This window comes from Undibacterium sp. GrIS 1.2, from assembly GCF_040544435.1.
Classification (GTDB): Bacteria; Pseudomonadota; Gammaproteobacteria; order Burkholderiales; family Burkholderiaceae_D; genus Undibacterium.
In genome coordinates, this window is sequence record NZ_JBEONP010000040.1 from 1 (window position 1) to 13,821 (window position 13,821).

12 protein-coding genes and 2 tRNA genes are annotated in these 13,821 nt (G+C 45.7%); 6 read left to right on the top strand and 8 right to left on the bottom strand.

Features of this window, described 5'->3' with window-relative positions; all coding sequences use genetic code 11:
* Positions 1-135: 135 nt before the first annotated feature.
* The 3 genes from AAKU61_RS16065 to AAKU61_RS16075 all read left to right on the top strand — a co-directional run bounded on the left by AAKU61_RS16065 (position 136) and on the right by AAKU61_RS16075 (position 2,515).
* Positions 136-582, top strand: a complete 447-nt coding sequence (locus AAKU61_RS16065; protein ID WP_354333876.1) for a DNA polymerase III subunit chi — start codon at positions 136-138, stop codon at positions 580-582.
* A 60-nt stretch (positions 583-642) separates the two neighbouring features.
* A complete protein-coding gene (locus AAKU61_RS16070; protein ID WP_354333878.1) occupies positions 643-1,047 on the top strand; it encodes a DUF2486 family protein in 405 nt (134 codons plus the stop codon).
* A 163-nt stretch (positions 1,048-1,210) separates the two neighbouring features.
* A complete protein-coding gene (locus tag AAKU61_RS16075; RefSeq protein WP_322119164.1) occupies positions 1,211-2,515 on the top strand; it encodes a D-amino acid dehydrogenase in 1,305 nt (434 codons plus the stop codon).
* Between the two features lie 183 nt (positions 2,516-2,698).
* Here the strand turns inward: AAKU61_RS16075 and yiaA are convergent, their stop codons facing one another.
* The 3 genes from yiaA to uvrB form a co-directional block, all read right to left on the bottom strand.
* Positions 2,699-3,121, bottom strand: a complete 423-nt coding sequence (gene yiaA / locus AAKU61_RS16080) for an inner membrane protein YiaA (RefSeq protein WP_354333880.1) — start codon at positions 3,119-3,121, stop codon at positions 2,699-2,701.
* Between the two features lie 175 nt (positions 3,122-3,296).
* Positions 3,297-3,698 (bottom strand): FlxA-like family protein, encoded by a 402-nt coding sequence (locus AAKU61_RS16085; RefSeq protein WP_354333882.1) that lies wholly within the window; start codon positions 3,696-3,698, stop codon positions 3,297-3,299.
* Between the two features lie 180 nt (positions 3,699-3,878).
* Positions 3,879-5,993, bottom strand: coding sequence for an excinuclease ABC subunit UvrB (uvrB, locus tag AAKU61_RS16090; RefSeq protein ID WP_354333884.1), 2,115 nt, complete (start codon positions 5,991-5,993; stop codon positions 3,879-3,881).
* A gap of 122 nt (positions 5,994-6,115) precedes the next feature.
* Between uvrB and AAKU61_RS16095 the strand changes: the two genes are divergently transcribed.
* The 3 genes from AAKU61_RS16095 (at position 6,116) to AAKU61_RS16105 (ending at position 7,606) form a co-directional block, all read left to right on the top strand.
* Positions 6,116-7,330 (top strand): amino acid aminotransferase, encoded by a 1,215-nt coding sequence (locus AAKU61_RS16095; protein ID WP_354333886.1) that lies wholly within the window; start codon positions 6,116-6,118, stop codon positions 7,328-7,330.
* Between the two features lie 62 nt (positions 7,331-7,392).
* Positions 7,393-7,468, top strand: a tRNA-Asn gene (locus AAKU61_RS16100).
* A 62-nt stretch (positions 7,469-7,530) separates the two neighbouring features.
* Positions 7,531-7,606: transfer RNA gene (locus tag AAKU61_RS16105), tRNA-Asn, on the top strand.
* 239 nt (positions 7,607-7,845) lie between these two features.
* Here the strand turns inward: AAKU61_RS16105 and AAKU61_RS16110 are convergent.
* The 5 genes from AAKU61_RS16110 to pheS all read right to left on the bottom strand — a co-directional run bounded on the left by AAKU61_RS16110 (position 7,846) and on the right by pheS (position 13,782).
* A complete protein-coding gene (locus tag AAKU61_RS16110; RefSeq protein WP_354333888.1) occupies positions 7,846-8,706 on the bottom strand; it encodes a class I SAM-dependent methyltransferase in 861 nt (286 codons plus the stop codon).
* A 604-nt stretch (positions 8,707-9,310) separates the two neighbouring features.
* Positions 9,311-9,685 (bottom strand): MerR family transcriptional regulator, encoded by a 375-nt coding sequence (locus tag AAKU61_RS16115; protein WP_354333890.1) that lies wholly within the window; start codon positions 9,683-9,685, stop codon positions 9,311-9,313.
* Between the two features lie 8 nt (positions 9,686-9,693).
* Entirely contained in the window at positions 9,694-10,047 is a 354-nt protein-coding gene (locus AAKU61_RS16120; RefSeq protein WP_503012627.1) for an integration host factor subunit alpha, read from the bottom strand.
* Positions 10,048-10,227: 180 nt separating this feature from the next.
* Entirely contained in the window at positions 10,228-12,654 is a 2,427-nt protein-coding gene (pheT, locus tag AAKU61_RS16125; protein ID WP_354333892.1) for a phenylalanine--tRNA ligase subunit beta, read from the bottom strand.
* A 111-nt stretch (positions 12,655-12,765) separates the two neighbouring features.
* Positions 12,766-13,782, bottom strand: coding sequence for a phenylalanine--tRNA ligase subunit alpha (gene pheS / locus AAKU61_RS16130; RefSeq protein WP_354333894.1), 1,017 nt, complete (start codon positions 13,780-13,782; stop codon positions 12,766-12,768).
* Between the last annotated feature and the right edge of the window lie 39 nt (positions 13,783-13,821).

The following is a 13,821-nucleotide window of genomic DNA, read 5'->3' on the forward strand; positions in this document are numbered from 1 at the left end:
GAAGACAAAATCACTAAAAAAGCATCATTTTATTTTTTAAAAATTCAACCTTTGCTGAAACGGCTCTGATTAAGGCTGTCATGCAAAGGTCTCAAAATAATTAAAAATAAAATAAAAACAAACTTAAAGATCAAAATGATGCGGATTGATTTCCATAGCAATGTACCCGATAAGCTCAACTACGCATGCCGCCTGATCCGTAAGGCCAGAGCGGCAAATTGTAAGGTGGTGGTATTTGATAGCAACCGGGCACAATTAGATGCGCTGAATAGTGCGCTATGGACGTTTTCAGAAATCGACTTTTTACCGCATGTGATGCAGGACGATGCACTGGCGACTCATACACCAGTGATCTTGACGGATGACGACACAGCGATATTTCCGCATCATCAGTTATTGATTAACTTAACGGCAACTACACCCAGCCATTTTGATCAGTTTGAACGCATGATAGAAATCATCGCAACGGACGATGCCGCCACCACCGCAGGACGGGAGCGTTATCGCTTTTATCAGCAACAAGGACATACTTTATCCCACACTAATGCCAATGCGCCTAACGGCGCTGCAAAAGTAAAGTAATTAAGTACAGCAGAGTAAGCTAAGTTATTCCCCACAGCCCTTCATAAGTTATCACGTCAAATGAGCAATCAAATCGATGCCAGTATTCCGGTACTTACCGAAATTATTCAACCCGGCACGCAATTCTCCCCGGCAGTCGCCTCTGGCACTGCGACGATAGCTGCGCCAGTCAACCAGATTACTGGGTCAGACGCAGTATCGAACACAGCACCAACAGCAATGCAACTCAGCGAAGAAGACTGGCAAAAGCTAGAGCAAACCTTAAGAGAAAATGTATTACGTCAGGTGTTATCAAGAGTGGATTTTGTGCTGGAGCATCGTGTACGCGATAGTCTCGCTGATGTATTACAAACCGCCGTCGAGAGCCTGGCAATCGAAATTCGTGGTGGTTTACACAAGACAATGGAAGAAGTAATCACCCGCGCAGTGACACAAGAGATCACTAAAGTCAAAATTACAAAATAAAAAATAATTTTCTATTATTTTTGTTTTATAAACACAATTCAAAAAATTACTTTTAAAAATAAAAACATTTACCCTCTGATTGATTGCATTAATAATCAATAACTTTCTACAATCTCGCTATCGCGAATTCCTCGCAAAACTGTCGCTCTAGGAGATTCTCCCCATGAAAGTTATCGTTCTCGGCTCTGGCATTATCGGCACCTCTTCTGCCTGGTTTCTCAAAAAGCAAGGTCATGATGTTACTGTGATCGAGCGTCAACCCGGTGCGGCACAAGAGACCAGTTTTGCCAACGGCTGCCAGATCTCTGTCTCTCACGCCGAACCTTGGGCGAATCCTTCAGCACCACTCAAAGTCTTAAAATGGTTAGGCAAAGAAGACGCGCCTTTATTGTTCCGTCCACGCGCAGAATGGTTGCAATGGCTCTGGGGCATGAGTTTTTTACGCGAATGTACGCCTGGACGCACAGCAGATAACATCCGCCAGATCGTTGCGATTTCTGAATATAGCCGTCAAACCTTGCAAGCAGTTCGTGCTGAAACAGGCATCGACTACGACTGTCTAACCAAAGGTATTTTGCATTTTTATACCGATAAAAAAGAATTTGATGACTCCTTACCAGCCGCAAAATTGATGCGCGATCTCGGTTGTCAGCGTGATTCAATCGGCGCAGACGAAGTCGTACGCATCGAGCCAGCACTTGCCAGTATCCGGGACAAAATCGTCGGCGGCGATTACACAGAGACCGATGAGTCCGGCGATGTCTATAAATTTACCAGTGGCTTAGCCAAAAAAGCTGCCGAAGCAGGTGTCGATTTCCAATTCAATACTAGCGTCACCCGCTTGCTGACTGAGGGCAGCGGCTCATCGGCTAAAGTTGTCGGCGTCGAAGTCATTGATGCAGAAGGCCGCCATAAAGTCTTGCGCGCGGATTCTTTTGTAATGGCAATGGGCAGCTTCTCGCAGCCATTGTTAAAGCCTTTGGGCGTCAATCTGATGATTTATCCAGGCAAAGGCTATTCCGCTACCTACCAGATCACCAATCCTGACGAAGCACCGACGGTTTCGCTGACTGATGACGGCTATAAATTAGTTGTGTCACGCCTGGGTGACCGTTTGCGCGTTGCCGGCACTTGCGAGGTCAACGGCTATGGACGTGATTTAAATACGGCTCGTTGCGAAGCGATTACCCGCCGCACCCGCGAGTTATTTCCGAACGCCTGCGACTACGAGAACCCAACCTACTGGACTGGTTTGCGTCCGTTGACACCATCCAATGTGCCATACATCGGCAAGACCAAATACAGCAATCTTTACCTCAACACAGGTCATGGCACTTTGGGTTGGACAATGGGTGCCGGATCAGGTCGCGCGATTGCAGATATCGTTTCCGGACACTACCCTGAAGTTGATTTTGCATTCACTGGCATCGCCAGACGCAACCCAGGCAGAATATTATTGCCAGCTTAAACCTGGTAAATAACCGCATAAGCCAGTAAACAAATCTATGCAGCAGAGGCTTCTAGCGCAACATTTAAAGATCCAATCATTCTGAGGCTCCCAGACCATTTTTAGCCTGGAGCCCGCAGAATGATTGGACGATCAAAATTCAATTTTTCAGTATGTTTTGCTATTGATGTTAGTCAATCAAGATCAGTTTTCTGGATAACTACCATCGTCTTTTAGCATAGAAAGATCGCGTACATTCTTCTGTACTGCTACTGCAGCAAACAAACTCAGCAAAAATGCCATCGCGTAAAAACCCTTCTCGCTAGCGGCTAGCGTGGCATTAAATAAACCAACTGCCAACAACAAAATTGCTAGCCCGGTGGATACCCAGCATAAGCCAAAATAGATGCCAGTAACGGGAATGTCCTCCATACGGTCGCGGACGGATTTCTGCAAGGACACGGCAGAAAATAAGCCGTACATGAAGATGGTGAAGTAATAGCCTTTTTCATTCAACTGCATGCTGGCATTCCATAAGCCGACCATGAATGTAATGGCACCGACCAGCAGCGCGAGCCAAGATGCCCCGATGAAAGCATTACTTGGTTTGTGGGTTTGTGGCTTCACTGCATTCTCCTTTGAAATGGGTTTGAGCAGCAATATAGCGTATCGTTTAAGAGCTCACAATGTTTACTGGGGCTTCAACAATGCCACCAATGCAGGGTTGCAGATTGCTGACACTCCTGCATAGTATTAGGTGGAGTTTTATTCTGCTCAAAACAGCGCAGTTGGGCTTTGGCGACTATGCAAGTGTATTGATATTGCCGCCGATAACGGGATTCGCAATGCTTAAGCTTGGCGGAGTGACCGTGCGATTCTCTATTGCTGGAGCGATGGTCAAATCCTTGGTGATGCTATTATTTTCTTTAGAACGACTGGTTTTGGGGAGAGGCGTTTGCTGACTTGCATTGACGCTGTTGACCTGATCAATACGCGCCCTGACCTGACTAATTTTGCTAGACACCGATTGAATTTGCACTTTGCCTTCTATCGTTTTGGACGACGCGCAATTTACACAATCAGATAGCTGTTGCTGATACCTGGCAAGCTGCGCCTGAAGACTGGCAAGCGCCGAAGCGGCATTGCCCGGATTAGCGGCACTACTTCCGCCAATGATTGCAGATGATGTTATCGCCTGTACCATGCTTCACCTTCGTCCTTGCTAATATCAATTGCAACTCGTATTTAGCTAAGTCGAAGGAATAGCGGAAACCTTACATAAAATACAGATTTTGACCGTCCAATAAAAATGCGGCTCCTAGGCCTTTTTTGCCTTGGGAGCCGCATTATTATTGGACGATGAAAAAATGGAAATTTCCAACTACTACTTATTCGCTAACGACAACACATTATCACTGCCGCCCGCGCCGAATACTTGCGCTTTCAGATGCGCTAATTGATCACGTACCTGGGCCGCTTTTTCAAACTCCAGATTTTTGGCGTGATCGAGCATGAGTTTTTCCAAGCGCTTTATTTCTCTGCTAATTTGCTTCTCACTCATGACTTCATAGCGTGCATGCTCTTGTGCAGCTTCTAGCTCTTGCTTGGCTTCTTGTTGGCTGTAGACGCCATCAATTAAATCTTTAATCTGTTTTTTAATGCCGATAGGCGTGATGTTATTCGCCAAATTAAACGCAACTTGTTTAGTGCGCCGACGTTCAGTCTCATCAATGGCGCGACGCATAGATTCAGTAATTTTATCGCCGTATAAAATTGCCATCCCGTTTAAATTACGTGCAGCACGGCCTATGGTTTGAATCAGGCTACGCTCCGACCGCAGGAAGCCTTCCTTGTCGGCATCCAAGATCGCCACCAAAGACACTTCTGGAATATCCAGACCTTCTCGTAAAAGGTTAATGCCGACCAGCACATCGAAGGTACCCAAACGTAGATCACGGATAATTTCTACCCGCTCTACCGTATCAATATCGCTGTGTAAATAACGTACTTTGATGCCATTGTCCGCCAAAAAATCGGTCAATTGCTCGGACATTCGCTTGGTCAATGTCGTGACCAAGACACGCTCATTTTTCTGTACACGAATCGTAATCTCGTTCATCAGATCATCGACTTGCGTTAATGCCGGACGCACTTCAATCAGCGGATCGACCAAGCCTGTAGGTCGTACTACTTGCTCAACAACCTGATCGGCATGCTGCTTTTCATATTCTGCCGGTGTGGCTGACACAAAAATGGTTTGCCGCATTTTGCTCTCAAATTCTGCAAACTTGAGCGGACGATTATCTAGCGCGGACGGCAGCCGGAAACCATAATCAACCAGATTTGTTTTTCGCGCTCTGTCGCCGTTATACATGCCGTTTAACTGTCCGGTCAGTACATGTGACTCATCTAAAAACATGAGCGCGTCTGCGGGTAAATAATCCACCAGTGTCGGCGGTGGATCTCCGGCTTTAGCACCGCTTAAATGGCGTGAATAGTTTTCAATACCTTTAGTAAAACCGATCTCGGACATCATCTCTAAATCAAAACGTGTGCGTTGTTCTATCCGCTGCTCTTCAATCAGCTTATTCTCTTTACGGAAAAATTCTAAGCGTTCACGTAGCTCGATTTTGATGGTTTCTACTGCGCGCAATACGGTCTCGCGCGGGGTCACATAATGCGAACTGGGATAGACAGTAAAGCGTGGAATTTTTTGTTTTACGCGGCCGGTCAGCGGATCAAATAATTGGAGATTTTCGATCTCATCATCAAACATTTCTACCCGTACTGCTAGTTCAGCATGTTCTGCCGGGAAGATATCAATCGTATCGCCACGCACCCGGAATGTACCGCGACCGAAATCAATTTCATTCCTGGTGTATTGCATCTGAATCAGGCGCGCAATCAAATCCCGCTGGCTGACTTTGTCTTTCGCACGCAAGATCAAAATCATCTTGTGATATTCGCTAGGATTACCGATACCGTAAATCGCAGAGACGGTCGCGACGATAATCACGTCGCGCCGCTCCATCAGTGACTTGGTACAAGACAAGCGCATTTGCTCAATATGTTCGTTGATCGCAGAATCTTTTTCGATAAATAAATCACGCTGTGGGACATACGCTTCCGGCTGATAATAATCGTAGTAGCTGACGAAATACTCCACGGCATTACGCGGAAAAAATTCGCGGAACTCGCTGTACAACTGCGCCGCCAGGGTTTTGTTAGGTGCAAAAATAATCGCAGGCCGGCCGCTTTGCGCGATCACATTTGCCATCGTATAAGTTTTGCCAGAACCGGTTACCCCAAGCAAAGTCTGGAAAAACAAACCGTCATTAATCCCTTCCAGCAACTTGGCAATCGCAGCCGGTTGATCGCCCGCCGGAGGAAAAGGCTGAAATAGCTCGAACTGAGAATCCGGAAAAGTGACGAACTTGCCTTCCGGCGGATTATTGGTATTGCTATTATTTTCAGCAGAAATTATCGATGCTACAGGCATGACGCACTTACCTTTGTTAGAATGAGGTGATTGAAATTTCAAGCATGTCCAGATTGTCACCAATTGGCATTATTCCAACCTTTCTGTCAGAAATTTGACAGCTAATTTTTCATATTATCACGATGAACGCACCTGCCTCCGCCTCCCTGTTCTCTGCCATAGAAATGGCACCACGCGACCCTATCCTCGGCATCACAGAGGGCTTTAACGCGGATAAAAATCCCGCTAAAGTCAATCTTGGTGTCGGCGTTTATTACGATGATAATGGCAAAGTGCCATTGTTGGAATGCGTCAAAAAAGCCGAAGCTATTTTGATGGAAAAATTCGCGCCACGCACTTACTTACCGATCGAAGGTTTAGCTGCTTATGATAAAGCAGTACAAGAATTAGTGTTCGGTGCAGACAGTGCCGTTGTTGTAGAAAAGCGTGTCATCACGGCGCAAGCAATTGGTGGCACTGGTGCATTGAAATTGGGTGCCGACTTTTTAAAACGCTTCGCACCGAATTCGCAAGTATGGATCAGTGATCCAAGCTGGGAAAACCATCGCGCCTTGTTTGAATCTGCTGGCTTTGTGGTCAATTCCTACCCTTATTACGACGCAGTGACTAAAGGTGTGAACTTTGCAGGCATGCTGGAGGCACTGAAGGCCATGCCAGCGGGTTCAATCGTATTGCTGCATGCTTGCTGCCACAATCCGACTGGCGCCGATCTGAGCGATGCACAATGGACGGAAGTCATCGCAGTCGTCACCGAGCGCAAACTGGTGCCTTTCCTGGATATGGCTTACCAAGGTTTTGGCGATGGCATAGAAGCCGATGGCAAAGTAGTACGCCGCTTTGCCGAAACTGGATGCGCCCTGTTTGTCTCCAATTCATTCTCTAAATCCTTCTCTTTGTACGGCGAGCGCGTTGGCGCACTGAGTATTGCCGCCTCCAGCGCAGAAGAAGCCGCGCGCATCATGTCTCAATTAAAGCGTGTAATCCGTACTAACTATTCCAATCCACCAACTCACGGCGGCCAAGTGGTTGCGACCGTATTGTCAACACCAGAACTGCGCCAATTGTGGGAAGAAGAACTGGCAGGCATGCGCGTACGCATCCGCGAAATGCGCTCTGCCTTCGTTGCAGAGTTAAAAGCAAAAGCACCAGCGCATAACTTTGACTTTGTGACCCAGCAACGCGGCATGTTTTCTTACTCCGGCTTAACGAAAGAGCAAGTAGAAAAGCTGCGTGATAACAATTCTATCTACGCTGTCGATACCGGTCGTATTTGTGTTGCAGCTTTAAACAAGCGCAATATCGATGTCGTCATTGACGCAATTGCTAAGGTTTTATAGACGTTTCAGGGTAGAAAAATTTTGACAGAACAGGCAAAGACGCATATAATCTTTGTCTCTGTTCCCTGATAGCTCAGTTGGTAGAGCGACGGACTGTTAATCCGCAGGTCCCTGGTTCGAGTCCAGGTCGGGGAGCCACAGAATTCCTAGCATGTTGCAAGTGCAGTAAAAAGTTTAACGAAGATCATCATTTCTTCTATTCCCTGATAGCTCAGTTGGTAGAGCGACGGACTGTTAATCCGCAGGTCCCTGGTTCGAGTCCAGGTCGGGGAGCCAAATAATTAAGGGGTCGCATGCAAATGCGACCCCTTTTGTTTTTCGCTCAAATGTTATTCCGATACATTTGTTGGGAAATAATCGGTCAGTCTCTTTTTAAATCAGGCGTATAAATTGTCCTGGCCAAGCTAATCCAAGTTTCTAAAGAACAAAAGCCCGACATCAATCGGGCTTTCATTTTCAAGCATCCAATACATCAGCAAATCAATCCGCGATCACACCATCATTAAGTAAGCTTTCTACGGCTTAACGAAACGCAAAGTAAAGCGGTCGCTCTCACCAATCTCTTTGTATTTCTGACGATTATTTTCTTTATCGGCGTAGGTTGGCGGCAATGTCCAAACACCTTTAACATAATCCTTTGTATCTTTCGGATTAGCATTAACCTCACTCTTCCCCACCAATTTAAATCCTGCTTGCTGGGCTAATGCGATGACATACTCCTCGGGTAAATAACCGGTATCAATTAATTTTGCATCTAAAGTTTTACCAGCAGCCGCGCGATGATCAACCACACCTAACACACCGCCCGGTTTAAGCACGTCAAACATCGCCTTGAAGGTAAGGACTTCTGTGTGATCCCCGACCCAGTTATGCACGTTTCTAAAGGTCAGCACGTAGTCAGCTGAGTTTGCCGGTCCAAATTGCGGTGCGGCTGGATCAAAATTAATTGTCCTTGCTTTGCTGTAGCGCTCAGGATCTGCAAGAAATTTTTTATTTTGTGCGTCTGCTGTTCTGGTCTGATACGCAGCGCTGCTAGCAGACACTTTAGTGCCGTCAATATTGGCGGCAATGTAATGGCCCTTCTCTTTTAAAAAAGGTGCCAGTATCTCGCCATACCAAGCTGATCCGCCCGGAGTAATTTCGATCACCGTCGCATTAGCTTGAACACCAAAAAATTCCAAGGTCTGTTTTGGGTGGCGATATTGATCTCGCGCGCGATTTTCGTCAGAACGCCAAACACCTTTGATAACGGTGTCTAAGCCGGAATCAACTACGTTAGTTTGTGCGATAACGGGGTTGAGCACGCCGCAAAGCAGAGCACTAACGGTCAGAAATAAACGTGATTTATTGATTAAATGAGATTGAGGGAAGTTCATGAATTATTCCTAGCATTTTTAAATGAGCATTAGCACTGCCTGGCTCCACTTAGGTTCAACAAGGAGATGGGTCAGAGCTATCTATTTGAAACAGTAGATCAAGCATTGCCACAACAATTCTGCGTACATTGAATATATTTTTATGGTGCGTCATTCTTTGCAGGAGAATATACTCATCATAGTATATTTTAACTGTCCATATATTAACTGGACAATAAGCCAATTTAAGAAAATATAATGGGGAGTATATTAAACCCAGATTTTCCATTAGACCGCTACTACTTCGCAAAAAACGCAGACGGCATGCGGTCTTCAGAGGGATAACACCACCGCGATTTGAGTGCGAGTGCTACAGCGACAATTGCACCTTTGGCGAACTACCTGGCGTTGTTCCAATGGAAAATCTGGGTTAAATACAGTTAATATTGGATGCATCTAATCAAACCAAACATCTCTCTTTGCATCACACATCCCGTTAAGTCGGAACAAGCATGCCATATAAAACTAAAGCCAGTGACGATAGAAATTTTAAGATTTCTATCGTCACTGGCTTTCAGAGTTGCGCTAAGGTATTCGATGTATCAACACTAACACCAGCATCAAATCAGCGCTTTAACAAATTGAGCACTGCATGCAGTTCTTCGCGAATCTGTAATAAATTAACCGGGATTACTACTTCCATTTCATTCAGCTCATCTTTGATCGCTGCATGCAAATTCAATTTATTTCTTGCGCCATTGATCGTAAAACCCTGCTCATATAAAAGTTCGCGGATACGGCGTATCAACAAGACTTCGTGATGCTGGTAATAACGGCGATTGCCACGTCGTTTTACCGGTTTTAATTGAGTGAACTCTTGCTCCCAATAACGTAATACATGTGGTTTGACACCACATAATTCACTGACTTCACCGATAGTAAAATAGCGTTTCGCTGGTATCGGCGGCAACACAAAAGCATCGATCTTGATTTCGCTCATAAAGGAATTCAGGCTGCATGTGCAAGGGGTTGACTACCTGCAGCGTCGACCATTCCCTTAAGTTTTTGGCTAGCATGGAATGTCACAACACGACGCGCGGTAATAGGAATTTCTTCACCAGTTTTTGGGTTACGGCCAGGACGTTGGGGCTTATCTCGCAATTGAAAATTACCAAAGCCAGATAACTTCACCGCCTCGCCTCTTTCTAACGCATCACGAATCTCGTCAAAAAAAGTTTCCACCATATCTTTGGCTTCACGTTTATTCAAACCAACTTGTTCAAACAAGAGTTCTGCTAACTCTGCTTTGGTCAAGGTAGGTAAGTCTCTTTCCGCTTGTGAACGTGCTTTTGCTTCACGCATCGCCCGGTTCAAATCTGCATCAAGAACTGATTGCAGTTCGGCGGAAGTTACTTCATTCATTCTTTTTTAATCCTACTTGCTGAAAGTCAAAGCGATCATCTTAAGCAGCTATGCAAAATGAGATCGCGATAATTTTTATTTATTTAGACGCACTGTCAGATACATTGCGGCGGAGTTATCTCAACGTAATCTTGCTGAGAATTTACTTGCAGCTGCAGCCAGTAAAGATGCCATTGCGGCTTCTACTTTATCATCTTGCAGCGTACTTTGAGTATCTTGCAAGCTAAAGCGGAATGCAAGACTTTTCTCGTCAGACTCCAGTCCCTGACCACGATATTCATCAAATAAAACAACGGCTTGCAAGATTTTACATGTTTCGTTTGACTTCGCCTCAGCAAAGAAAACATCGAGTAAATCTTGAGCAAAAATTGTTTGTTTTACTAATAAAGCAAGATCACGAGTGACCGCTTGAAATTTTGAAATTTCTTGATAAATCGGTAGCGTAATGGATTGCAAACTTTGCGTATCTACCTCAAAAACCACTGGTGCTAAAGGTAAATCATATTTTTGCTGCAAACGTGGATGCAACTCGCCAACGATGCCCACCACTTTGCCATCACACTCAATACTAGCAGAGCGCCCTGGGTGCAAAGCTGGATGTTCAACTTTACTAAAGCGCAAAGTTTTAGGTGCAAACAAGGCTTCCAAGTCCGCTTTAATATCAAAGAAATCGACATTGCGTGTTGCCTGACCCCACTGTTCTTCAACTACAGGACCATATGCAAGTGCGGACAGACGCTTCGGCTGATCATAGCCAGCAATCGTCAGAGGACCGTCTGGAATGGCCGCATTGCGCAGATAGATCGCACCAATTTCAAAAATGCGCACACGGTTCATCTTGCGATTTAAATTGTAGCGCGCATTAGCAACCAAACTAGCGATCAAACTGCTGCGCATCGCGCTCATATGACTGGCAATTGGATTAAGTAATTTAATCGGTGCATCATTACCTACAAAATCTTTTTCCCAAGCTTCTTCTACAAAACTATAGTTGACGACTTCTTGGTAATCCATGTCTGCAATTTGACGACGGACTGTAAATAAAGAACGCTGATTTTCTGGTGCGATGCGCATCGCGTTTGCTGCGATGGGAGGTAACGCAGGAATATTTTCAAAACCATAAACCCGGACGACTTCTTCAATCAAGTCTTCTTCGATTTCAATATCAAAACGATAGGATGGTGGCGTTACTAGGAATTCACCCGAGGTCTGCGTAAACGCCAATCCCAAACGGGTAAATATATCGGCGATCTGCGCATCGTTCAATGCAACACCAATCACTTTAACCGCACGCGCTGTACGCAAAAGCACCGCAGGGCGCTTTGGTAAATTAACGATCAGGTCAGTGACCGGGCCGGCTTTGACTTGCGTGCTACCACCACAAATTTCTACGATCAAGGCAGTAATGCGTTCAATATGCTCGACTGTCGTCGCGTAGTCCACGCCGCGCTCAAAGCGATGTGCCGCATCTGTAGAAAAATTATAACGGCGCGCCCTACCCTGTATCGCTTGCGGCCACCAGAATGCTGCTTCCAGATAAATATTCTGCGTGTCGAGCGTTACGGCAGTAGAGTCACCACCCATGATTCCGGCCAAAGATTCAATCTCTTTGTCATCTGCAATGACGCCTATCCATTCATCTACTGCAACGGTATTGCCATTCAATAGTTTTAATGACTCCCCCGTTTTCCCCCAACGTACATCCAGACCACCGTGGATTTTATCCAAATCAAATACATGGGTTGGACGTCCAAGTTCTAACATCACGTAATTAGAAATATCGACTAAGGCAGTAATTGGCCGCTGACCGCTGCGCTCAAGACGCTGCTTCATCCAGTCTGGTGTCGGTGCTTTGGCGTTAACACCGCGAATAACCCGACCACTAAAACGCCCACACAAATCAGGCGCAGATACTTTAACGGGTAAGGTTTCTTGCAGAGTGACTGCTACTGGATGAATTTCAGGCAGCGTTAATACGGTACCAGTTAATGCCGATACCTCGCGCGCAACACCCAATATGGACAGGCAGTCTGCCTTATTCGGGGTCAACTTGATCGTGAATTTAAGATCATTTAATTGATAGTAATCCCGAAAATTTTGTCCAACCGGTGCGTCTATCGGCAAATCCAATAAACCGCCCTGATCGTCTGATAATTTTAATTCACGGGCAGAGCACAACATGCCTTGCGATTCAACACCACGCAATTTACCAACTTTGATCTCAAACGGTTTGCCATCGGCACCCGGCGGCAATACCGCGCCCGCCATTGCGCACGGTACTTTCATACCAACACGGACATTCGGTGCGCCGCAGACGATATTCAGTAGAGTACCAGTGCCAACATCAACCTGACAAACATTGAGGCGATCAGCATCGGGATGCTTGGCAATCTCACGAATTTCTGCCACGACTACATTACTAAAAGGCGGAGCGACAGCTTCTACTTCTTCTACTTCCAATCCAGACATCGTGAGTAAGTGTGACAACTCATCCGAAGTCATCTTCGGATCAACCATAGTGCGTAGCCAGTTTTCAGAAAATTGCATAATTCAGCCGTGTAAATATTCAATCATTAATACGATTTTTTTGCAAAACCGCATAGGAAATTTGATGAGGAGATATAAGTTAAAAATCAAACGATCGTCATCGACTTCAACTTAATTAAACTGCTTCAGGAAGCGCAAATCTCCCTCATAAAATAAGCGCAAATCATTGATGCCATAGCGCAGCATTGCCAGGCGTTCCAAGCCGGAACCAAAAGCAAAACCAATGTATTTTTCTGGATCCATTCCCATATTTCTAATTACAGTTGGATGCACCTGGCCGGAACCAGACACTTCTAACCAGCGACCTTTTAATGGACCACTACCGAAGGCAATATCGATCTCCGCAGATGGCTCAGTAAACGGGAAGTAAGAAGGGCGAAAGCGCACTTGCAAATCATCCGTTTCGAAAAAAGCTTTGACGAAATTCAGATAAACGCCTTTTAAGTCAGCAAAGCTGATGTTTTCATCGATCCATAAACCTTCGACCTGATGAAACATTGGCGAGTGCGTTGCATCACTATCTACGCGATAGGTACGACCAGGAGCGATCACTTTAATTGGCGCTTGATTCATACGTGCATAGCGCACTTGCATTGGACTGGTATGTGTACGCAGCAACAAGGGCTTGCCAGTGTTGTCATTACCGTCAATATAAAAAGTATCTTGCATGGAGCGCGCAGGATGATTCTCCGGGCTGTTCAATGCGGTGAAATTAGTCCAGTCATTTTCGATCTCAGGACCGTCCGCCACATCAAAACCGATAGAGCGGAAAATTTCCTCAACTCGGTGCCAGGTACGCATCACCGGATGAATACCGCCCATACCACGGCCACGCCCGGGCAAACTAACGTCAATCGCCTCGGCATTCAAACGACTCTGCATTTGTGCATTAGATAAGGCATCACGTCTATCTGTGAGCAGCTTTTCAATTTGTTCTTTTACTGCATTGATAATCGCGCCTTGTACTTTGCGCTCATCTGGCGCTAGCTTGCCGAGACTCTTCATTTGCTCAGTAATCTGTCCGGTTTTTCCAAGATAAAGTGCCTTGGCATTTTCCAGTGCAGCAGCGTCTTGGGCGGCAGTAAAATCTGCGCGCGCTTGAGTTACGAGATGATCTAAGGGATTCATGCGGTTATTCCCGAAAGGGAAGTTGAAAATTGAACACTA

Bases quoted from the DNA above. Each gene is read 5' to 3' on its own strand.
- AAKU61_RS16065 (WP_354333876.1), top strand. From the start codon at position 136: ATGATGCGGATTGATTTCCATAGCAATGTACCCGATAAGCTCAACTAC.
- AAKU61_RS16070 (WP_354333878.1), top strand. From the start codon at position 643: ATGAGCAATCAAATCGATGCCAGTATTCCGGTACTTACCGAAATTATT.
- AAKU61_RS16075 (WP_322119164.1), top strand. From the start codon at position 1,211: ATGAAAGTTATCGTTCTCGGCTCTGGCATTATCGGCACCTCTTCTGCC.
- AAKU61_RS16085 (WP_354333882.1), bottom strand. From the start codon at position 3,698: ATGGTACAGGCGATAACATCATCTGCAATCATTGGCGGAAGTAGTGCC.
- uvrB (WP_354333884.1), bottom strand. From the start codon at position 5,993: ATGCCTGTAGCATCGATAATTTCTGCTGAAAATAATAGCAATACCAAT.
- AAKU61_RS16095 (WP_354333886.1), top strand. From the start codon at position 6,116: ATGAACGCACCTGCCTCCGCCTCCCTGTTCTCTGCCATAGAAATGGCA.
- AAKU61_RS16110 (WP_354333888.1), bottom strand. From the start codon at position 8,706: ATGAACTTCCCTCAATCTCATTTAATCAATAAATCACGTTTATTTCTG.
- AAKU61_RS16115 (WP_354333890.1), bottom strand. From the start codon at position 9,685: ATGAGCGAAATCAAGATCGATGCTTTTGTGTTGCCGCCGATACCAGCG.
- AAKU61_RS16120 (WP_503012627.1), bottom strand. From the start codon at position 10,047: ATGCGTGAAGCAAAAGCACGTTCACAAGCGGAAAGAGACTTACCTACC.
- pheT (WP_354333892.1), bottom strand. From the start codon at position 12,654: ATGCAATTTTCTGAAAACTGGCTACGCACTATGGTTGATCCGAAGATG.
- pheS (WP_354333894.1), bottom strand. From the start codon at position 13,782: ATGAATCCCTTAGATCATCTCGTAACTCAAGCGCGCGCAGATTTTACT.